This window comes from Bacillus sp. JJ1609, assembly GCF_036967045.1.
In the GTDB taxonomy this organism is placed as follows: domain Bacteria; phylum Bacillota; class Bacilli; order Bacillales; family Cytobacillaceae; genus Mesobacillus.
The window spans coordinates 53082-75413 of record NZ_JBALSS010000013.1 but is presented as its reverse complement, the minus strand read 5'-3'; the positions used below and the strand labels follow the sequence as shown (position 1 = coordinate 75413).

The following is a 22332-nucleotide window of genomic DNA, read 5'->3' as shown; positions in this document are numbered from 1 at the left end:
ATCAATTCATTAAATGAAATTCTGTTTTACTTCCTGTTTGGGTAGAGATGACCTCTAGCCGTGCATCGATACGTTCCTTCAATTCCGGTACGTGGGAAATGATACCGACAAGGCGGCCGCTGCTCTGAATATCGATGAGTGCTTCAATTGCCTGATCTAACGATTCAGGATCAAGAGTACCGAAGCCTTCATCAATGAACATTGTTTCAAGTGAAACCCCGCCAGCATAATTTTGAACAACATCAGCAAGGCCCAGTGCCAGTGATAAAGCTGCTTTAAAGCTTTCTCCGCCTGACAGTGTTTTAACATGCCGTTCCTGGCCAGTATAGGCATCCAGCACAAGAAGCTCAAGACCGCTTTGGACGTTCCCTTTAGAACGGTCTGTTTTACGCAGAAGTCTATAACGTCCACTTGTCATCTTATTAAGCCTAACATTTGCTTCAGCCAGAATATCATCCAGGAAGGCTGCCAGCACAAAGCGCTCAAAGGTAATACGGTATGTGTTCTGTCCTTTAGAAATTTCATAAAGGTGCCCTACAAGCTTGTACCGTTCTTCAAGTACCTTCATCTGCTCATTCAATGACTCAACCATTTCCAAAATGGCTTGATTATCACGCTTTTTCAGATTCAGATCCTGATAGATTTCATCTGCTTGTTTAATTTTCTCATTAAGCTCTGCAAATTCTTTTTGGAGACTTTCAATATCTGGCTTTTTTACTTCTTGTAATATATTTGACATTTCCGTATATCGGTCAAAAACAGATCGAAGCTCTTCACGATAATTACGTATATCCATATCAAGCTTTTGAATATCTCGTTCATCTTTTTTCGCTTGATGGTAAAGCTGATAATTATCAAATCCCTGGGCGTTCATCTTATTCTTGAAAACATCTCGTTCAGAAACAAGTTCAGCATTCTTTTCTGTAAGGCGTTTTTCTGCATCTTCTCCACGAGCCTTCTCTGTTCCCAGCTGTTCCTTCGCATCCTGAAAATTTTTCCTGGCTTGTTCAAGCTGACGTTCAAGGTGCTGCTGCAAGTCCATTGCATCTTTAAGCTTCTTTTCATAAGCCACAATTGATCGCAGGTCTTCTGGTATTGTTTCTGTCATTCTTTCTAATGTCGTCTTCTTTTCTGTATATTGAATCACCATCTGATGATAGCTTTCTTCTAACGTTTTTAACTGCTGGAGAAGCTTCTCTTTGCCTTCTTCAATTCTCTTAATTTCAGATGTTATTTTATCAAGAGAATTCACCTTGATAGAAAGCTGACTTTGTTCTTTTTGAAGCTTCTCTTGAATACTTTGTATTTGCAAGATCACATCAGCAAGTTCGTCGGTTTTGAAATCTGGGCGGAGCTTTATGATTTCTGCGATCAGTTCTTCGCCAGCTGTGGACAAAGATTTAAGGTTCGCTTCTGCTTCAATAAACTCTTTTTCAGCGAATCTCTTTTCCTTATCCAGCTTCGATGCCTGTTCCCTGGCTGCCTTTAGGTCTTCCTCTGTCGGTATAAAACCGTCGTTTGCAGATGCTGGCTGAGGATGATGCTCAGAGCCACACACTGGACAAGCTGTTCCATCGTGAAGAGCCGCTGCCAGTACAGCCGCCTGAGAGTGAAGCCATTTTTGCTCCAATTCTTCTACGGTTGCTTTCCCATCCTCGAAACGGGCATTAGCGTTATTATAGACAGACTTTTTCTGAGCAAGAGAATGACTTGCCATATCCACTTTATGATTATAAGCTTGCATTTTTTTAAGCTTGTCTAGCTCAAGACTGAACTTTTCAAGTTTCCGGTCATTATCCAATAATGAGAGTTGAGCCTTTTCTGCCGTTTCTTTTTCAGCTTGCAAAACCTTTACACGCTCTTCCGATGCCTTAAGAGTGGATTCACCATTCTCTCTCTCTTGCTTAGCAGCTTTAAGAGATAAAGATAATCCCTCGACAGTTTTAGCAATACTCGCGAATGCCAGTACATCATCTTTCATATTTTCGAGTTTGTTCATTTGTTCCGCTGCTGATTTCCGTTCAGGTTCGCGGTTAAGCTGTTTTTGATGTTCTTTCTCAGCTTGAGCAAGCTTATCAGTAAGCAGGGTTATTTTTTTGGAGATTTGCTCCGCTTGTTCCGCAAGGCTATCGCATTCAGCCTTTAAACGATGGCAAAGCTGTTCCTGAGTTGTAAGCAGTGCAGCTTTCTTAGCCAAATCTGATTCATTTTCCTTCTGTTTAAAACTTTCCTGCTGTCCCTCCAAATTTTCTTTTTTCAATCGGAGATCTTCCAGGGTTTCCAGCTGCTTAACCGTAGTTTGAGCTTCAAATAAACGCTGTTGCTGCATATCACGTTCCCTTTGTCTTTCTGCTCGCTGAATGTTCATTTTTTCAAGCTTCAAGCCCATTGCTACTATTTCTGCTTTTAAAAGCGGCATGATTAAGACATCATTCACACTGCCGGCTTCAATATATTCTTTAAGCTCATCATTTTCATCAGCCTTGATGGCACGGATAGCCGAGTTTCTTTTATCAACCTGGTCCTCAACCGATTTCTTTAGGACCGTCGCCTCTTCCTTGAGTTTTTCTTCTACTCTTTTGTAAATTTCAGTGTGGAAAAGCCTTTGCAGGATGACTTCCTTATCCTTGCTGTCTGATGTCAAAAGCTTGCGGAATTCTCCCTGTGGAATCATCAGAATCTGCCGGAACTGATTGCTGTCGATAATCATGATTTCCTTGATTTTTTCATCCACTTCTCGAACATTCGATGCTAGCAGCTGGGGTTCTCCATTCTCGTCAAGCAGATAAAGTTCTGCCTTAGCACCCAACATGGTGAAGCCGTCACCGCTCTTCTTTTTCTTTTCCTGCTGTGGCGACCTCGTAATCAGGTATGTTTTTTGGCGGAGTGAAAATTCCAGGCTGACTTCTGTAAGTATATCGTCCATGGCAAATTGGCTACGCAAATCGGGTCCATTCCTATCCTCACCACTTGCTTTTCCGTAGATTGCATAGCTTATACCATCAAATATTGTTGTCTTGCCTGAGCCTGTTTTCCCTGAAATGACAAACATCGTCCTGTTTTCAAGTTCTCTGAAGTCAATCGTTTCAGTACCTGCATAAGGCCCAAAAGCCTGCATGGTTAATTTGAGAGGTTTCATTTTACTCCCTCCTCCTTCAGCACCTTATCAATCACGCAAGCCATCAGACCGCGCTTATCTTCGGTAAAATCGGCAGTCGTCATTTCCTGATAAAATTGCTCGAACAATTCGACTTCCGATTTCTTTTCTTCCCTGATGGAAGTAAAGTTCTGCTTGTGCTTTTGGTCGATGGATTCTATTTTCCTTTCAAGATGCAGAACATTAGGAAATACATGGCGCAGCTTCCCCATTGGATCAATCAGGGCTCCGTCATCATGCAAGGTCACTTTTAAATAGTCGTTCGTATTCTCTTTTTCATAAAATGAAGGATCAAGGAGCTGGTCAAGATGTCCTTCAATTTCACGCATATCCTGTTTAGGCTGCAGGCTGCGGTAGCGCATTTCAAAGCCGCCTTTTTCATTCATTTCCACGATAGAAATAGACTTACGCTGTTTCGCCTCTGAAAATGAATATTTTAACAAAGAACCTGAGTATTTAATTTTGTCATGTTTGATGGCGTCGGGACTATGCAGATGGCCGAGAGCAGTGAAAGAAAAAGGATCAAACAGGTCTTGTGTAACACAGCCAGAACCGCCAACGGATAATGTTCTTTCCGAATCACTGGTATTCCCGCCAAGGACAAAGGCATGTCCAACAAGCACATTCGCTTCATTCGGATTTAGGTTTTCCTCAATTTTGCCGATGACTGCTTTCATGGCGTCCTGATGCGAATGGATCGAAGGATCGTCCAGCAAATGGCGGACAAGGCCAGGCTCTGCATAAGGAACGAGGTAAAAGTTCACACCGTTAATATGTACCGGCTTAAAGTCGTTCGTTAATTTCCCAGAAAGATAGAAATGGCTGTGACGATACCATGAGCTTCCGAATGATAGTCGCTCAGCACTATCATGGTTGCCTGAAATAGCCACAATCGGTGTGTTCAGCTGAACATTGATTTTGAAAAGTACTTCATCAAGCAGGTCAACTGCATCAGTTGGCGGAACAGATCGGTCATAAAGATCACCTGCGATTACCACAGCATCCGGCTGTTCCTCTGCGACCAATTCGACGAATTGATTCAATACCTCGCGCTGGTCATCGGTCATATACATTCCGTGAACAAGCTTTCCAAGGTGCCAGTCACCAGTATGGATAAATTTCATGCCAATCCCCCCTGTAATCAAAAAATTATTTATATAGTAAGTCACGGTAAGTTCATTTTTACAATGCTACTATTATATCAGACTCATATTTTTAATGTGCATTCAAAAAAAGGAAACCATGCGGAACGTTTGTTCTGATTCTATCAAAATTTTTCAGATAAATCTACCTTAATTTTCCTTTTCATTATATCTGTATTAATAATTAACTTGGTCGTTTATTAATCAACATGCCCAATTGCTTAAATATTTTTTAAGCGTTTTGTACTTCCTTATTTTTATAAATGAAGACTTTTTTTCTACAAGATTGTTCTTTTTAAAGCAACAAAGTATACGAAAAGAGCCTAAATGTAAAAGAACCCATTAAAAATTGACTTTTCTCATCAAGTCTTAAACAATGTAGATAGTAAATTAATGAAAAAGCTGGGGAGAAATTATGAATACAAAAGCTGAAGCTTTATATCAATTCCTGGTTCATCATGCTACAGATTTTACGGAGGACTGGCTAAAGAGACAGCAGATCAATACAGGGTCAGACTATTCTGCAGATGCTCCTCCAGAAGTTATGAACAAGGTGAAGGAACAAAACTCCAATTACGTCCGACTGGTTGCAAAGTCACTTTTTCAGACAGAAAGTGAGATGAAAGAAACCATTTCCGCCTGGACGAGCCAGACGGCAGCAGACAGGATCAAATCCCAGACTCAACTTACGGAAGTTGCGTGGAACTCAGGTGTTTTTCGTCGTGTTTATTGGGAATACATTCAGAAGTTTGTTAAACAAACTGATTTAGATATCACTCTTGATGATGTTTTCGTGTGGGAAAAGAAATTGAACTACACACTTGATTATGTACTTGAAACATTTATTATTTCGTTTATGGAAATCATGATGAATCGCCTTTCATCCCAGGCTACTTTAATCAGGGAGCTCAGTGCTCCAGTAATAACTTTAACGAACAATGTAGGTCTCCTTCCACTTATTGGAGAAATCGATACGACAAGGGCAAGGGGTTTAATGGAATCTACCTTAACTCAATGTGTACAAGAAGGTATTAATACTTTAGTCATCGACTTATCTGGGGTTGTGATGGTTGATACAATGGTGGCACACCAAATTTTCAAGTTGATGGATGCATTGAAGCTTCTGGGTATTCAATCGGTGATGACAGGAATCAGACCTGAAGTTGCTCAAACAGCTGTCCAGCTTGGTCTGGATTTTTCCGGAATCATGACTGCAGGAAACCTGCAAAATGTAATTAAAAAACTATTACTAAACTAAGAGTTTAAAATCCATGTTCAGATTAATTGTCTTATTTTGAGTTATTTTAATCTAAATGACGATGCTACACTAATACCATAAAAATAACCTGCAACAAGGCAGGTTATTTTATTACTGAAACACTATAATCATGAGCAGCCTCCGCCGCAGCTCGAGCAGCTGCCTGATGAACAGCTTCCGGAGCAGCTGTGACTTGAACAGCCCTTCCCATCATGTGAATCATGGACGCTATCACCCGTCCCGCAAAATACAGCGCTGCAGCCTGAGGTACCCTGAACTTGGCTGGCATAGGCATATTCTTTGGCGTATAGCCAGTACTCATCAAAATAAAAGTATGAATAAAACACCATGACCATCGTTAATGGGGATAAGTCACCGTACCTGGCTGGGCGCGTGAACTTCCCCTTCTTATGTTTGGTGTACATTTCCTCTGATTCAAGGAGCTGCTTTTTCAGCTGGCGAATTAAATAATTTAGCACTTCTTCATTGTCTTCATCCACTTTGAAATATCGCTGTTTCAGCTCTTCCTCACTTAATGCGTAAACATTTTTTAAGACAGTTTGATCCAGTGGATATTCGAAGAAGGAGCCCCAGGCCTTCCAAGTATACTCCGTAACCTCAAATATTTGCGCAAATACCCAATCAAAGAAGGCACGCTCCTGGGGTGCGGGTTCAGGTTCGAGATTTGGTGTATGGTGCAGCATCTTTCCCAAGTATTTATTTGAAAAAGCCTCATATTGCTTAGTGAACATAAGCATTTCATGCCAAATTTCGTCTACCTTCACGCTGAACATTGGCGTATTTTTCATGATTGAATTCAGTAAAAAATACCTTTTTAACTCAAACATTCTCCACTCAAACTCGTCCTCACTTATTTCGGGATGTTCACTTAAAAAACGGATTTTAACCTGGTTCATATATTCGTATGAAAGAGCTTGATTCAGTTTATTTATTAATTTTTGAGTAGGTACCTCATTAAGCAAGCCAAGATTTTCAGGTATATTTTCCTTCATTAATGCCTTATTTTGTTTTCCCTTTTTTTTATAAAAAGCAATTGAGACTATGAGTAAAGCTCCTGCTGTGACAGTTAAAAAAATCCCCATTACATGCCTCCCCCTTTAGCTGGAAAAATGTCTTGATATAGGTACGTTTTACATATTGGAAAAGTTTCGATTGAATTGTAAATTTTATGTAAAAATAAAAAGTCCAGCCTGTGATGGCTGGACTGGAAGGTCTAATATGATAATTATAGTTTAGTAACGTTTGCAGCTTGTGGTCCACGAGCACCTTCAACAACTTCGAAAGATACTTCTTGGCCTTCTTCTAATGTTTTGAATCCTTCTGTTTGAATTGCTGAATAGTGAACGAAAACGTCGTTGCCATCTTCAGCTTCGATGAAACCGAAACCCTTTTCTGCATTAAACCATTTAACTTTACCGTTTTTCATAAAAAAAAATCCTCCTAGATCGGCTGAACAAGCCATGATTTAAATTTAGCAAATCACAACGTTTAGTTCCTCACTGCTTGACTCATTCAAACGTTTTCAAACATTAGAACAAGCAAATTGCATAATGCCTAACACGTGCAAAGTGCTACTATAAATATAGCAATATTGGATATAAATGTCAAGAAAAGAGAAACTTGTCAATCCGCTTTTTCGTGTCATATGTAAGCAAAATAGCAGGTCCAGACTGGTATCTATTATACTTGTTCATTTTTAATTACGCTGCGGTCGATCACATGGAAGATGATCTTTTCCAAGGAGTCATTTCTCTTCTGCACCAATTAAAGGTATATTAATAAACAACATCTTCCTAAAGTATTTTAAAAAGAATCCTCCTGCCTGTGCAGAAGGATTCCTCTTACTTTTCGGACTGGATAGAAAATTTCATATGGAATGTCGTGCCCTTTCCCACCTGGCTCTTTACTTCTACTTTACCCTTCATCGCTCGGAAGATACTGAAAGTGACCATCATACCAAGCCCGGTCCCCTGCTGTCCTTTTGTGGTATAGTAAGGCTCGCCAAGTCGGTTAATTTGTTCCTCATTCATCCCGATTCCATTATCTGATATAAAGATATGGGCTGTATGCCCCGTAAGGAAGGTTTGTACTGTGAGTTCGCCACCATCAGGCATTGCTTCAAAACCATTCTTAATGAGATTGATGAAGCCCTGTTGGAATTTCGAACGATCTCCAGATATAACCAAACCAGATGTATACTTACGTTTGATCTTTATATCATTCAAATAAGCGAGAGGCTTCAGCACATTCAATACATGATTTAACTCTTTTTCCACGTCGATGTCTTCAACTTTTTCAAAAGCAGGACGGGCAAAAGTTAAATAATCATTAATTACCTGTTCTGCTCGATTAAGCTCATCAACAGCTATCTTTATGAATTCCTGTTTCTTTTCTTCTGGATAGGATTGTTCGCCAAGCAGCTGAAGAAAACCCTTTACCGTTGTCAATGGATTCCGGATTTCATGTGAAATCGCTGCGCTAAGATGGCTTACTACCTCTATTTTGTCTGCTTTCGCCAGCTTTTGACGGATCAGGAAGGATTGTCGAATCGTTTCAATTGAGTAACTTATAAGTCCTGTAGTTATAGCAGGAATCACAAGGAAACTGATCCATGCCTCCGGATGTGTGATTGGTTCCGTGACAATACCGATTAATTGCATCAGCACTAACGAAGTTATGACTGTGGCCAGTATGGAAACGCCTACCCGTTGATTGAGCGAAAGGCGTGAAAACCAACTGCTAATCCACGTAAGTACGAATGCAAGAACGATAAAAACTCCCGCAGAAGCCCAAAAACCATCATTGATTCCCATGAATCCACGCATGAGTATGGTCACACCAGCAAGCAAAAATCCTTGTCCTGTATATAGGCTTCCGAGGATCATAGGCACCTGTCGAAGATCAAAGCGTATACCGTCGCGTGTTTCAAATGAGAAAATAAAACAAATTAAAATCGATAAGATAAAATAAAGTATTTGCAAGCCAAGCCTGTTTTTTTCATTCGCCTGACTCTCAATAACCAGCTGTGTGAAAAACAGCAGTACAATTAAAAGCGACAGATTCAGAAGTAAATGTTTTGTAATTTCCACTGCAACACCACCAAATGTATTCAGTACGATACTAATATAATCCGGTTGCAAGCGCAATCAAATTCCCTTTTCAAACAAGGTATATCTATTCAATTGACTTTTGTTCATTTATATTGGAAGAAACAGTTAATTATGGAGTACCTAGTTTTGTTAGGGGTATGAGCTGTTCTGTTAGTCTCAGTAGATTGAATAAACTTCATCCTAAAGTAGATACACCGATAGTTTAAATTACCTTGAAAAACCACTATACAAAAAAGAAATAGCAAAGCTTTTAGAGATTGGAGAATAACAAGAATGAAAAATAAATGGCTTCCTTATGTATTCGTTATAATAGCTGTTTTAATAGCTGTTTCACATGACTGGTTTCAGACAGCTGAAGAAGGAAAAACTAGGGGGGGATCAACCACTTTTGCAAAGGCTCCTGACGTGCAGCTTCTAATTGCTGGAGAACCTGTTGAGTACAAAGCAGGTATTTATGATTGGATTGATCAAGGGACTGGTAGTATTATCGACCAAAACGAACCGCCAATAATGTTCCGTGATATACAGTCGCTTACAGTCAAGCCTTTCAGTACACTTGACATTTCTTTTTCTGAGGAACCAGCTCGTGCTGAAATAGCAGTATTTCAGGCCAATTATGATTTAGAACAAGGAATGTCTGAATTCAACAGTCTGATGAATAACCAATACACCTTTAATAATATTCCCGGTAAACAGACAGTCATTATACGTGCAAGCTTTGGAAATCAAGAATTTCATTATACATTTCCCTTAATAATAGAAAAAACGATTTCTTATCAGCATCAGCTTGCTGAGGAAAAAGGCAAATTAGCAGTATTAGAGATCCACGATGATAGCCAGCAGCAGGATAATTGGTCCCTTGAAAAGGTGAAAAACCGCTATATTCACAAAGCTCAATCAAGGACAGCAAGAAGTGTAGAGGATGCTCAAGCGATGTTCCCTGAATTGGAGATTACTACCCTTCCATATTATGCAGTATTTAATCATGAAAAAGTACTTTACCAGGTGAACGACCCTGATGAATTTGTTAAGTTGTTAAGAGTTGTCATTCCATAAGAAAAGCGCAAGCGCCTTGGTCAGCCCCGACAAGCGCTGGAGCTGGCCAATTCTTGAAGTGAATTTTATACTAACTTATCACATTAAAATAGGATGGCGAGTTTCGCCATCCTAGTTATTTATTAAACCTTTTGCAGCTGTTTCTCCAAGAATTCTTTAACGGTTGCAGCAGCTTTTTCTGGCATTTGCATCCACACGTAAGCATGCAAAGATTGATCTAAAAGCGTTATTTCGAATGACTCCAGAAAACCGGAAAAGTAGTGGAGATTCTGCTTTATCTTTGAATTGCTCCAATCAGCTTCGCTTGGCATAAATAAGACAGGACAGAAGATTTGCTTGTAATATTTCTCGAACATCATGTCCCAATAGCTATCCATATATTCATTCCTGACATAATTTTTATAGAAATGGACAAAACGGCCATCACTTGTTTCTTCCATACAGCTCTCTATAAAAATATGAAAATAATCATTCCAAAGCCCTTGTTTTTCCAATGGATTCTTATAATGATGTACAAATTCTTCTCTGTTTGGAAAGACAATTTCCTTCCTTTCTGTCAGTTGACTTCGCAGCCTCTCCTTTTCTTGCTTAATTTCAAAATCATTACCATCCATCAAACCATATTCTCCAAATTCATTTGTTAAAGCTCCCTCACATACAAGCGATTCTATTAATTGTGGATGTGTGGCAGCAAGGCTTAAGCCGACTTCTGCACCCATTGAACTGCCGACGACATGACACCGAGTAACTTTAAATTCCATTAATAAAAGATGAAGGTCCCCTGCCAAATCATCAATATGGTAGCCTGAAACTGGTCTATCTGATTTCCCATGCCCCCGCAAATCAGGGATTATCAGATTAAAGTCTTCTTGAAGGTGTGGTACAACTCCATTCCAAATAGCAGATGTTCCCCCGCTGAAATGAAGTAATAGCAAGTAGGGTTTTTCATTGGTTACTTCTGTATAACTAACATTCAAGGAGATTGAATTCTTCAATTTAATTTTTTTCTCCAACACGGTATTTTCCTCCAGCAAGCATAAAAATTTTTTAATATTCCGAAATCAGTTTTTAATAATAAAATACCACAGCCTTTAGCTGTGGTATACAAATGATTGTTTTATTATCACTTTTTTTAGCAATAATTAGAATAATCATTTCACGAATCCGTCGAAGAAAGATAAAATTTTATAAGGGGCATATAGAAGACATGGCATGATTTTAAACCATTCTTGATTCTCGTCATTGGACCCTAGCGCCCCTTCCTGATGAAGTAAAAGAGCAGAGCAATCATTAGTACTGCAAGGAAGCCCCAGCCTCTAAGTCCTTTTTCTTCAGATTCAGATCCTTCTGATGTTTGCACTGATTTGCCTTTGCCTTCTTTTTCATCACCTTTCTCTTCAGTCTTTTTAGCTTCTTTTTCAGATTGCTCCGGATTCTTCATCGTTTGATCGTCAGGCTGATCATACTGATTCTCTTCTTTCCGCGGTTTAGATGAAGCATACAGACCTTTGTGATTTGACTTGGCGTAATCCATGGCCGCCCATATGCGATTTTCATATTTGTAGTTTCCATAGTCGTAGAAATCCTCGACCAATCCAGCCTTTGTAATTTCTTCCTGGTGAAGCTTGTCCCCTACCCATACCCAAGCCAGCAGACGACCGTACTTATCAAACAAATTACGGCCATCAGTTTCAAGTGTGATTTTGCCTTGCTTCAAAAATGAACATGTAAACTCAGCAGCCTCTGGTCCAAACGGTTCTAATGAGGTTGTACTCTCAGGTGAGTCGATATACAAAAAACGAGTTTTATATTCTTTTCCGTTAACGTTAAATACTGCTGTATCCCCATCAATACAATCCACTAGTTTAGCAGCATATGTTTTTCCGAGCTGGGGTATTCCTTTCGATGGTGAGGCTGTGGAATTGCTGGCATTCTGTTCAGAGTTATGTACTGTATTCCCTGCTTTTGGAAAAATATATCCATCAAGTTCTACTTTACTTTCATTTAAATCTTGGGCACAAGCATTACTGTTGTACTGCTTGATTAACTTGATTAAGTCCTCCATATTTGATGCACTTTTAGCGATCTTGGTTGGCTCATGGAGCAGATAGACACAATCCGCACTGCGAAAATGCCCACCAAGCTCATCAAGCCCGCCATTATGGGCTGATGCCATTCCAGGCAAAAACAAATATGCTAGGATGATGAATGTCGCAAATATATAATATTTTATCCTTTTCATTGATGATCCTCCCTTTTTCCTTTACTACTATATCAAATCATTTTAAGTAATTGTATCCTGCAACAATGCCTGTTTTTTTCCATGGTCATAAGTGTGCTATAAAAAAGGAATTTGAATGGAAAGGCTTGTAAAAAAAAAAAATTTTACTTGTTATCTTTTTCACCATCCCTGACTACAGTTTTAAAACTTATCAATTTCCTTTAAAAGTCAGCAATCATAGCTAATAAACGGGATTCGATTTAGCAGATTTCAATACACTATTCCTGACCAAAAAATTTCCCAACCTATCGATTCGACAAAATTAGAGATATTAGTTGAAATGTTCTGATAATTAAAGTATAAATATGTTACTCTACTAATTTTTATTAGTTAGAGTCTATCATCATACATTTTTAGGAGGAATTTATTTGAAGAAGAATGTCGTAGCACTAAGTCTTTCAGCAAGCCTAGCACTAAGTGGTTTGGTAAGTGCAACCGGTTTTGCAGCTGCATCACCAGATTCTCAATCAAACAAATACACGAAAAGCCAGGGTTCACCGGAATTCGTTGCCGGTAAACTGACAAATCCTTCAGCAAAGGCTGCCAAAGATGTAGTGCTTGATTATCTCAAGAACTCCAAGGGAAAATATAACCTAGGATCTGCAGATAGTTTCATTGTAAAATCACAGGAAGCTGACAAGCTGGGCGGAGATGTGGTTCGCCTGCAGCAAGTATATAATGGCGTGACAGTATGGGGAGCAACACAGGTTGCCAAAGTTGACGGAAATGGCGTACTTCAAGTATTCAGTGGGACTTTAAGCAAAGAGCTAAGCAGCAAGCTTGTTAAAAAAGCAAACAAAAAGTCTGAGCAGCAGGCAGTTGAATTGGCTGTAGATGATTTAGGCTTCCAGCCGGTTTATGAGCAAGATCCAACTGCTGAATTAGTAGTCTACCCTACTGCTGATCAAGCTGTTTATGCATATCATGTAACACTAAATTTCTTAAGCCCTGAACCAGGAAACTATCAATATTTTATCAATGCTGAGACAGGTGAAATCATCAATAAATATAATGCAATCGACACTGCCGGCAAAACGGATCCTTCTTTGACAGGCTCGAACACAGTCGGTTCTGGAGTCGGAGTTCTAGGTGATACTAAAACGTTGAATACTTTACTTTCTAATGGTGCTTATTATCTACAGGACAACACTCGCGGTTCAGGTGTATTAACGTATGACGCAAAAAATCGTCAAACAACTCCTGGCTCTTTATGGATGGATGCGGATAACAATCTTAATGTGAAATATGATGGTGCTGCCGTTGATGCCCACTTCTACGCAGGCAAAACATATGATTATTATAAAAATGTGTTTAACCGCAATTCCTATGACAATAAAGGAGCAGCTTTGAAATCTTCTGTACACTACAGCAGAAATTATAATAATGCTTTCTGGAATGGCGCTCAAATGGTTTATGGTGATGGAGACGGAACCACTTTCGTCCCACTTTCAGGCGGTCTTGATGTTGTAGCACACGAATTGACACATGCTGTAACAGATTTCAGTTCCGATCTTGTTTACCAGTATGAATCTGGCGCTTTAAATGAAGCGATTTCTGATATCTTTGGCACAATACTTGAATTCCATACCAATAACAATCCGGATTTTGAAATTGGCGAGGATATCTACACACCTAATACAGCTGGAGATGCTCTTCGTTCAATGAGCGACCCAACTAAATATGGTGATCCTGACCACTATTCCAAGCGTTATACTGGTACATCCGATAATGGCGGCGTTCATACAAACAGCGGAATCATCAACAAGGCTGCTTACCTTCTAAGTCAAGGCGGAACACATTATGGTGTGACAGTACAGGGAGTTGGCACTGATAAACTGGGAGCAATCTTCTATCGTGCTAACACAGTATACTTCACATCTTCAACAAACTTCAGCCAGGCAAGAGCTGGACTTGTACAGGCTGCCACAGATCTTTATGGTGCTTCATCTGCAGAAGTAACTTCTGTTAACAAAGCATTTGACGCAGTTGGTGTAAATTAATAGAGTTTCATTTTTAGAGACTGACTTAAGAAGTTTAGGAACTTCTTGAGTCAGTTTTTTCATTTTACTAGATTATAGGTTTGATTGCAGACATCTTCTGGCGGTAATTTCTCTTTTTGGCAACCCCTTTTTATTCTGGATCACTATCTTCACATCAAAAGCCTTTATTGGTTACCTGTTTATCCCCTACCGTGCTTTTTTGGGCGCCAATGGACTTCATTGGTGACCTGTTTTTATCCTATTAGCATTTTTAGGCCCCAATCGCTTTTATTAGTTACTTGTCAACGATATGAGTAGTTATTTTCGAACGACAATTAATTATTTTTTAATCATAATTCCAGTCTTAGCGGTTCCGCTTCTCTCTTAATTGATTATTAAAAAACCTAAACGGTTAATACACTCAATCACTTTAGCGCTTTAATTAACTGTTGACAGCAGTTATAAAAGGTTGTAATATTTAGAGAAATTTAATAATTCTATAATTTCTTATCCAGAGAAGCAGAGGGTCCTGGCCCTATGAAGCTTCAGCAACCATCAACTTTTTGTTGAAAAGGTGCTAATTCCAGCAAGTTTTTTAAAACTTGGCAGATAAGGAGAATGACTCGTAATTATCAAAGTCTTCTTCTTATAGAAGGCTTTTTTATTTTATCTAAAAGACTAAAAACATCAGGAGTGAGTTTATTGGTAAAAATCGAAACGAAATTAGCACAGCTTGGCAACAGGAGTGAAACTGCGACTGGTGCAGTCAATCCCCCTATTTATTTAACGACAGCCTACCGTCATGAAGGAATCGGTCAGTCGAGCGGATATGACTATGTCCGCACAGGAAACCCTACCCGGGAAATTCTTGAAAAAGCAATTGCAGACCTTGAAGAAGGTGACCGCGGGTTTGCCTGCAGCTCAGGCATGGCTGCTATCTGGACGATCCTTTCCCTATTTCAGAATGGTGATGAGTGGGTCGTATCGAAGGATTTATATGGCGGAACCTATCGACTTCTGGAGCAAGGCTTCAAAAAATGGGGATTAAATTGTACATATGCCGATATGGCTGATTTGGATGAAGTCGCCTCAGCAATCACTCCGAAAACGAAGGCTCTTTTTGTAGAGACACCGACAAATCCTCTGATGGAGCAGGCAGACATCGAGGCAATCGCAGACATCGCAAAGACGAATGGGCTGTTGTTGATTGTCGACAATACGTTTTATACTCCCCTGCTGCAAAAACCGATCACCCTTGGAGCAGATATCGTTATCCATAGTGCCACTAAGTATCTTGGGGGTCACAATGATGTATTGGCGGGATTGATTGTTGCCAAAGGAAAGTCATTGTGTGATTCTCTATTCCTTCATCACAATGGAGGCGGCGCTGTGCTTAGTCCCTTTGATTCATGGCTTCTTATTCGGGGGATGAAGACCTTGTCATTAAGGATGGAGCGTCATGAACGAAACGCAATTCATCTGGTGGATTATTTAAAGGAACATGATGCCGTCACAGATGTCCTTTATCCTGGCAGGGGCGGGATGATTTCTTTCAGGGTGAAATCCTCTTCGATGGTGAATCCGTTTTTACAAAGCTTGTCCACCATCACCTTTGCAGAAAGTCTTGGGGGTGTTGAGAGCTTTATCACCTACCCTGCTACACAGACCCACGCAGACATTCCTGCTGAAATTCGTGAAAAAATCGGAGTTTGCGATCGTCTGCTTCGCTTCTCGGTGGGTATTGAGAATGCTGAAGATTTACTGGCTGATTTAGAAAATGCTTTTAAAAGAGCTGAACAGGAGGCAAAAGTATGAGCGACTGTTACACCTTTGATACAAGACTCCTTCATAATAAGCATAAAGTAGACCCAGCTACCGGAGGAGTCAGCGTTCCAATCCAGCATGCCTCCACCTTTCACCAGCATTCTGTAGACCATTTTGGGAAGTACGATTACAGCAGGAGTCTAAATCCCACCAGGGAAGCACTTGAAGAGATCATTGCTGAACTCGAAGGCGGGACTCGAGGTTTTGCCTTCTCTTCTGGTATGGCAGCCATATCGACGGCTTTTCTCCTCTTTTCCCAGGGGGACCATATTGTAGTGACGGAGGATGTTTATGGCGGAAGCTACCGGATGGTGACACAGGTACTCAACCGTTTTGGCATTGAACATACATTTGTTGATATGACAGATCTTGATGCAGTAGAAAAAGCGGTCAAGCCCAATACGAAATTACTATATGTAGAAACACCATCGAATCCTTTGCTTAAGGTTACTGACATTCAAGCGATTAGCAAAATTGCAAAGAAGCATGGAGTTTATACATTTGTCGACAATACCTTCATGACTCCCTATTTACAAAGACCACTGGAGCTTGGAGCGGATCTTGTCCTCCACAGCGCAACGAAATTCTTGTCAGGACACAGTGATACCGTTGCCGGTCTAGCTGTTGTTAAAAATAATGATCTCGGAAATAAGCTTTATTCCCTGCAAAACTCGTTTGGTGCAATCCTGGGAGTACAGGATGCCTGGCTGGTAATGAGAGGCATTAAAACATTATCAGTGAGGATGAACCAGTCACAGGACAGTGCGGTTAAGATTGCTCATTTCCTTAAAAATGAACCTTCTATTAAAAACGTGTATTATCCTGGTCTATCTGAGCATCCTCAGTATAACGTACAACGCCATCAGGCTGATGGTCCAGGTGCAGTGCTCTCTTTTGAGCTTGAGAATGTGGAGCAATTAAAGAGATTCATAGAAAATCTAAAGCTGCCAGTGTTTGCGGTCAGTCTTGGAGCAGTCGAATCGATCATCTCCTACCCTGCAAAAATGTCTCATGCAGCCATGCCGGAGGATGAACGAAAAAAACGCGGAATCAGTGACGGCCTGCTGCGGCTATCGGTTGGACTTGAAAATGCGGATGATCTGATCAAGGACTTCGAGCAGGCATTAATATGTGTTACCAAAGAAACACCACACAAGGAGGCAGTAAAATGAGCTTCCTGAAACGGTTAGAAAATGAAATTTTAATAGCGGATGGAGCAATTGGCACCCTTCTCTATTCTTACGGTGCAGGAACCTGTATTGAAGAATTGAATATTTCTCATCCCGAGGATATAGTTCGTATCCATAAGGCGTACATGGATGCAGGTGCAAATTTAATCCAGACAAATACGTACGCAGCAAATTATATAAAACTTGAAAGATATGGCCTCGAGGATCAAGTTAAAGAAATCAACTGTGCGGCTGTCAAGCTTGCCCGCAAGGCAGCGGACAAAAAAGCGTATGTTTTGGGCACGATTGGCGGGAACCGGGGAATAAGACCTTCTGCCATTCCAATTGAGGAAATCAAAAGAAGCTTCAGAGAGCAGCTTTATTGTCTGCTTCTCGAGGGCGTCGACGGGATCCTGCTTGAAACCTTTTATGATATGGAAGAAATCGAAACGGTGCTCGCGATTGCCCGCAAAGAAACAGACCTTCCGATCATCGCCCAGGTTTCACTTCAGGAAATAGGCATCATGCAGGACCAGACTCCTCTTCAGGATGTATTTAATTGTTTAGAAACACTAGGCGCAGACATTGTTGGCCTGAACTGCAGGCTCGGCCCTCATCATATGATTGCCAGCCTGGAGCAGGTAGAGCTGCCAAAAAAGGCATACCTTTCTGCTTATCCTAATGCCGGCCTGCCAGCCTATACTGATGGCCAATTCCACTATGAGGGGAACCCTGATTATTTCCGAAAGTCAGCCCATAGCTTCCGCGAGCAAGGTGTTCGCCTAATTGGGGGCTGCTGCGGTACAACCCCTGAACATATCAGGGCTATTTCAGAGGAATTAAGAGGTTTGAAGCCACTTGCAGATAAGAGAGTAGTAGTAAAAAAAACAGCCAGGGTTGAAGTTAAATCAGCTGATATAATAAGAGCCACTCCCCCACTTCATCAAATAGTGAAGGAACGGCCCTCTGTGATCGTCGAGCTTGATTCACCACGCAAACTGGATACAACAAGATTTTTCGAAGGAGCCAGGGCTTTAAAAGAAACAGGCATAGATGCCTTGACGCTCGCAGATAATTCGCTGGCTTCTCCAAGAATTTCGAATTCAGCCATTGGCCACATGGTTAAGGAAAATATCGGCTTGCGTCCGCTTGTGCATTTGACCTGCCGGGATCGTAATATTATTGGACTTCAATCCCATCTGATGGGACTGCATACACTCGGTTTGCATGACGTGCTTGCCATCACAGGCGATCCTGCACGTGTTGGTGACTTTCCGGGTGCCTCATCAGTATTTGATTTATCCTCCTTTGAGCTGATTGAGATGATTAAACAGTTTAATTCTGGGCTCTCTTATTCAGGTAAGGATCTTGGACAAAAAGGAGCTTTTTCGGTCGGGGCTGCGTTTAATCCAAATGTCCGCTCATTGGAAAAAGCTGTACTAAGAATGGAGAAAAAAATCCATTGTGGTGCAGATTACTTCATTACTCAACCGATCTACTCTGAAAAATTGCTTTTGGAAACCTACGAAGCAACGAAGCATCTGGATGTCCCAATTTATATTGGCCTAATGCCGCTGACGAGCAGCAGGAATGCTGAATTCCTTCACAACGAAGTGCCAGGCATAAAAATTTCACAGGAAATCCTTGATACTATGGCGAAATTTAATAATGAGCCTCTCCAGTCCAAAAAGGAAGGCATTGCGATTACAAAAGGTCTGATTGAGGCTGCAGCAGAACTTTTTAACGGAATCTACTTAATCACCCCTTTTATGAACTATGAGATGAGCGTTGAATTATCACAATACGCCAACGAATACAGCAGCCTTCTACTGAGGAGGAAACAGAATGTCAACTACGTTAACTGAACAGCTGAAGAAAAAAATCCTGATCATGGACGGCGCGATGGGCACGATGCTCCAGCAGGCAAATCTCACTCCTGAAGATTTTGGCGGCGAAGAATTTGATGGATGTAATGAAATCCTTAACCTTACTGCCCCGAAAGTAATCGAGAACATTCATCGGGAATACTACGAAGCCGGTGCCGATATTGTTGAGACCAATACATTCGGAGCCACAAGTCTAGTCCTTGATGAATATGGATTAGGTGACAAAGCTTATGAAATCAACAAGGCTTCCGCACTTCTCGCACGGAAAGCAGCTGATGAGGTATCCTCGCCTTCGAGACCAAGATTCGTTGCTGGATCTATGGGCCCAACAACGAAAACACTAAGTGTTACAGGTGGGTCATCATTTGCTGAGATGTCCAGCTCTTACGAAGAACAGGCACTAGGTCTGATTGATGGCAATGTAGATTTACTGCTGTTAGAAACAAGCCAGGACCTGCTAAATGTAAAAGCTGCATATTCAGGTATTCAGAGAGCATTCAAACAAAGAGGAAAAGAATTGCCCATCATGATTTCTGCAACAATTGAACCGATGGGTACAACGCTTGCCGGCCAATCAATTGAGGCTTTTTATATATCGGTACAGCATATGAATCCAATTGCAATCGGATTAAATTGCGCAACCGGACCTGAATTCATGCAGGAACACCTTCGTTCCCTTTCTGCCCTTTCTTCTTCAGCGGTCAGCTGCTACCCGAATGCAGGCCTGCCTGATGAAGAAGGACAATATCATGAGACACCGGAAACGCTCGCACATAAGCTATCTGATTTTGCCGGAGAAGGATGGATTAATATTGTCGGCGGCTGCTGCGGCACAACCCCTGCTCATATAAAAGCGATTGCGGAAAAAATGCAGGAACGGCAGCCACGCCAAACAGGGGCGAATCCTAATCATATGGTCTCTGGTATCGAGCCATTCATTTACGACGACCCAACCTTAAGGCCCATCATGGTCGGTGAACGAACAAATGTAATTGGTTCACGGAAATTTAAGCGCCTTATATCAGAAGGGAAAATCGAAGAAGCAGCGGAAGTCGCCAGAGCACAGGTCAAGAATGGTGCGCATGTCATCGATATTTGCCTTGCAGATCCTGACAGAGATGAGCTTCAGGATATGGAGGATTTTATCCAGGAAGTGGTTAAAAAGGTAAAAGTCCCGCTGGTCATTGATTCGACTGATGACAATGTAATCGAAAAAGCCCTTACCTATTCACAAGGAAAAGCGATCATTAATTCTATTAATCTAGAAGACGGTGAGGAGCGCTTTGAATCAGTAGCGCGCCTGATTCATCAATACGGTGCAGCGGTCGTAGTTGGAACGATTGATGAAATAGGCATGGGTGTCACAGCTGAAAGAAAGCTGGAGATCGCAAAGCGTTCTTACGATTTACTAGTGAATAAATATAAAGTTCCACCCCAAGATTTAATATTTGATCCACTTGTTTTCCCCGTAGGAACCGGGGATGAGCAGTATATTGGGTCTGCCAAAGCAACAGTTGATGGAATCAGGATGATCAAAGAAGCTTTGCCTGAAACTCAAACCATTCTGGGAATAAGCAATGTTTCCTTCGGCCTCCCTCCTGTTGGCCGGGAAGTATTAAATTCTGTGTTTCTATACCGCTGCACCCAGGCCGGCCTAGATTATGCCATAGTAAATACAGAAAAGCTCGAACGCTTCGCTTCGATCAGCCCTGAAGAAGTTAAAATGGCAGAGGAGTTATTATTCAACACGACAGATCAATCCCTGGCTGAGTTTACAGATTTCTATCGGGATAAAAAGAAGGAATCAAAAAGCACGCTTCCCGATATGACACTTGAAGAGAGACTAGCTTACTATATTATTGAAGGAACAAAAGAAGGCCTGGTTCCAGACTTGGATGCCGCGCTCTCCGCCTACCCTGCCCCACTTGCTATCATTAATGGACCATTAATGGATGGGATGAAGGAAGTCGGCAGGCTGTTCAATGACAATCAATTGATCGTAGCTGAGGTACTGCAGAGTGCGGAAGTCATGAAGGCTGCCGTCTCCCATCTGGAACCGTATATGGAAAAGAATGAATCTGCTTCCACAAAAGGCAAGGTGCTTTTGGCCACAGTTAAAGGCGATGTGCATGATATTGGCAAGAACCTGGTTGATATTATCCTCAGCAATAATGGCTACGAGGTTGTTGACCTTGGGATCAAGGTTGCACCGACAGTCCTGGTGGAAGCAATAAAAAAAGAAAAGCCTGATATCGTCGGCCTTTCAGGACTGCTTGTCAAGTCAGCCCAGCAAATGGTCCTGACAGCACATGATATGAAGCAAGCGGGAATTAACGTCCCTATTTTAGTTGGCGGAGCCGCACTGTCTAGAAAGTTTACCGATACGAAAATTGCCAAGGAATATGACGGTCTCGTATTGTACGCTAAGGATGCAATGAACGGTTTATCCCTTGCCAATCAGCTCAGGGAACCTGACGGCTACGAAAGGTTCATGACAGAACAAAAGGAAAAACAGGAGGCTGCCCTGCTAAAACCAGCTTTTACTCGTGAAAAAAGCGCTACAACAGCTGTTTTGGATCGTCCTAAAGCAGTCGCGGCTGCACCAGTTTATATTCCGAAGGATACTAAAAGGCATTTGTTGAAATCCTACTCTCTTTCACATATAGAACCGTATATCAATCAGCAAATGCTCATTGGCCATCACCTTGGTTTGAAGGGGAAGGTGGAAGTATTACTTAAGGAAAAAGATGAAAAGGCGCTAAAAATCCATGATGTTGTCCAATCACTTTTATCAGAAGCTAAATTAAAAGAATGGATTAAACCGGCTGCTGTTTATCAGTTCTTCCCCGCTCAATCGGATGGAAATAAGCTCTATATTTTTGACGCTGATGAACCCGGAAAGATACTCCAAACCTTTGAGTTTCCGCGCCAGGAGGTCTCACCTGGATTATGCCTTGCAGATTATGCAAGACCAGTGAGTGACGGTGAAATGGATTATGTCGGGATGTTCGCGGTGACTGCCGGTTCAGGAATACGCCAGGCTGCCGATCAGTTAAAAAATGAGGGTCGTTTCCTTGAAAGCCATGCTCTTCAGGCACTGGCACTTGAGTCTGCGGAAGGATTTGCCGAGCTCATCCACCGCCAAATGCGAGATGTATGGGGTTTTCCAGATACGCCGAACATGACAATGAAGGATCGCTTTGCCGCCAAGTACCAGGGCCAGCGCTTCTCGTTCGGGTATCCAGCCTGTCCAGACCTCGAAGACCAGAAGAAATTGTTTAACCTGCTAAAACCAGAGGAAATAGGCATTCACTTGACTGAAGGCTGTATGATGGAACCAGAAGCTTCGGTTACTGCCATTGTCTTCTCCCATCCCGATGCCAGATACTTTAATGTGTTGAAAAGTGAGTAAACTGTGAATCTAACAATCTAATAAGAAAAGCGCAAGC

14 protein-coding genes and 1 riboswitch are annotated in these 22332 nt (G+C 41.4%); of the genes, 7 read left to right on the top strand and 7 right to left on the bottom strand.

The window, feature by feature from the left end; all coding sequences use genetic code 11:
- Position 1: 1 nt before the first annotated feature.
- Both V7654_RS11900 and V7654_RS11895 read right to left on the bottom strand, forming a co-directional pair.
- Positions 2-3139, bottom strand: coding sequence for an SMC family ATPase (locus V7654_RS11900; RefSeq protein WP_335430549.1), 3138 nt, complete (start codon positions 3137-3139; stop codon positions 2-4).
- Positions 3136-4281 (bottom strand): exonuclease SbcCD subunit D, encoded by a 1146-nt coding sequence (locus V7654_RS11895; RefSeq protein ID WP_335430548.1) that lies wholly within the window; start codon positions 4279-4281, stop codon positions 3136-3138. The genes V7654_RS11900 and V7654_RS11895 overlap by 4 nt, the downstream gene beginning before the upstream one ends.
- Before the next feature lie 433 nt (positions 4282-4714).
- On the opposite strand from V7654_RS11895, the gene V7654_RS11890 reads away from it, so the two are divergent.
- Positions 4715-5557: an STAS domain-containing protein gene (locus V7654_RS11890; RefSeq protein WP_335430547.1), complete on the top strand. Its 843-nt coding sequence runs from the start codon at positions 4715-4717 to the stop codon at positions 5555-5557.
- 128 nt (positions 5558-5685) lie between these two features.
- Here the strand turns inward: V7654_RS11890 and V7654_RS11885 are convergent, their stop codons facing one another.
- The 3 genes from V7654_RS11885 to V7654_RS11875 form a co-directional block, all read right to left on the bottom strand.
- Entirely contained in the window at positions 5686-6660 is a 975-nt protein-coding gene (locus tag V7654_RS11885; protein WP_335430546.1) for a hypothetical protein, read from the bottom strand.
- A gap of 143 nt (positions 6661-6803) precedes the next feature.
- Complete coding sequence (locus V7654_RS11880; RefSeq protein ID WP_023614341.1) at positions 6804-7004, bottom strand: cold-shock protein; 201 nt, start codon at positions 7002-7004, stop codon at positions 6804-6806.
- A 415-nt stretch (positions 7005-7419) separates the two neighbouring features.
- On the bottom strand, positions 7420-8667 hold the full coding sequence (locus V7654_RS11875) for a HAMP domain-containing sensor histidine kinase (protein ID WP_335430545.1): 1248 nt from the start codon (positions 8665-8667) through the stop codon (positions 7420-7422).
- Positions 8668-8961: 294 nt separating this feature from the next.
- Between V7654_RS11875 and V7654_RS11870 the strand changes: the two genes are divergently transcribed.
- Positions 8962-9744 (top strand): hypothetical protein, encoded by a 783-nt coding sequence (locus V7654_RS11870; protein ID WP_335430544.1) that lies wholly within the window; start codon positions 8962-8964, stop codon positions 9742-9744.
- Between the two features lie 122 nt (positions 9745-9866).
- Here V7654_RS11870 and V7654_RS11865 read toward each other — a convergent pair whose 3' ends face one another.
- On the bottom strand, positions 9867-10760 hold the full coding sequence (locus V7654_RS11865) for an alpha/beta fold hydrolase (RefSeq protein WP_335430543.1): 894 nt from the start codon (positions 10758-10760) through the stop codon (positions 9867-9869).
- Positions 10761-10993: 233 nt separating this feature from the next.
- On the bottom strand, positions 10994-11986 hold the full coding sequence (locus tag V7654_RS11860) for a thermonuclease family protein (protein WP_335430542.1): 993 nt from the start codon (positions 11984-11986) through the stop codon (positions 10994-10996).
- A 407-nt stretch (positions 11987-12393) separates the two neighbouring features.
- Between V7654_RS11860 and V7654_RS11855 the strand changes: the two genes are divergently transcribed.
- From V7654_RS11855 to metH, 5 genes are all read left to right on the top strand, one after another.
- Positions 12394-14025 (top strand): M4 family metallopeptidase, encoded by a 1632-nt coding sequence (locus tag V7654_RS11855; protein WP_335430541.1) that lies wholly within the window; start codon positions 12394-12396, stop codon positions 14023-14025.
- A gap of 483 nt (positions 14026-14508) precedes the next feature.
- Positions 14509-14620, top strand: a riboswitch (SAM riboswitch).
- 86 nt (positions 14621-14706) lie between these two features.
- Complete coding sequence (locus V7654_RS11850) at positions 14707-15819, top strand: methionine biosynthesis PLP-dependent protein (RefSeq protein WP_335430540.1); 1113 nt, start codon at positions 14707-14709, stop codon at positions 15817-15819.
- Positions 15816-17000, top strand: coding sequence for a cystathionine beta-lyase (gene metC / locus V7654_RS11845; protein WP_335430539.1), 1185 nt, complete (start codon positions 15816-15818; stop codon positions 16998-17000). Before V7654_RS11850 ends, metC begins: the two co-directional genes overlap by 4 nt.
- Entirely contained in the window at positions 16997-18862 is a 1866-nt protein-coding gene (locus V7654_RS11840) for a bifunctional homocysteine S-methyltransferase/methylenetetrahydrofolate reductase (protein ID WP_335430538.1), read from the top strand. Before metC ends, V7654_RS11840 begins: the two co-directional genes overlap by 4 nt.
- Positions 18843-22295, top strand: a complete 3453-nt coding sequence (gene metH, locus V7654_RS11835; RefSeq protein ID WP_335430537.1) for a methionine synthase — start codon at positions 18843-18845, stop codon at positions 22293-22295. Before V7654_RS11840 ends, metH begins: the two co-directional genes overlap by 20 nt.
- Positions 22296-22332: the final 37 nt, after the last annotated feature.

Bases quoted from the DNA above. Each gene is read 5' to 3' on its own strand.
- V7654_RS11900 (WP_335430549.1), bottom strand. From the start codon at position 3,139: ATGAAACCTCTCAAATTAACCATGCAGGCTTTTGGGCCTTATGCAGGT.
- V7654_RS11895 (WP_335430548.1), bottom strand. From the start codon at position 4,281: ATGAAATTTATCCATACTGGTGACTGGCACCTTGGAAAGCTTGTTCAC.
- V7654_RS11890 (WP_335430547.1), top strand. From the start codon at position 4,715: ATGAATACAAAAGCTGAAGCTTTATATCAATTCCTGGTTCATCATGCT.
- V7654_RS11885 (WP_335430546.1), bottom strand. From the start codon at position 6,660: ATGGGGATTTTTTTAACTGTCACAGCAGGAGCTTTACTCATAGTCTCA.
- V7654_RS11880 (WP_023614341.1), bottom strand. From the start codon at position 7,004: ATGAAAAACGGTAAAGTTAAATGGTTTAATGCAGAAAAGGGTTTCGGT.
- V7654_RS11870 (WP_335430544.1), top strand. From the start codon at position 8,962: ATGAAAAATAAATGGCTTCCTTATGTATTCGTTATAATAGCTGTTTTA.
- V7654_RS11860 (WP_335430542.1), bottom strand. From the start codon at position 11,986: ATGAAAAGGATAAAATATTATATATTTGCGACATTCATCATCCTAGCA.
- metC (WP_335430539.1), top strand. From the start codon at position 15,816: ATGAGCGACTGTTACACCTTTGATACAAGACTCCTTCATAATAAGCAT.
- V7654_RS11840 (WP_335430538.1), top strand. From the start codon at position 16,997: ATGAGCTTCCTGAAACGGTTAGAAAATGAAATTTTAATAGCGGATGGA.
- metH (WP_335430537.1), top strand. From the start codon at position 18,843: ATGTCAACTACGTTAACTGAACAGCTGAAGAAAAAAATCCTGATCATG.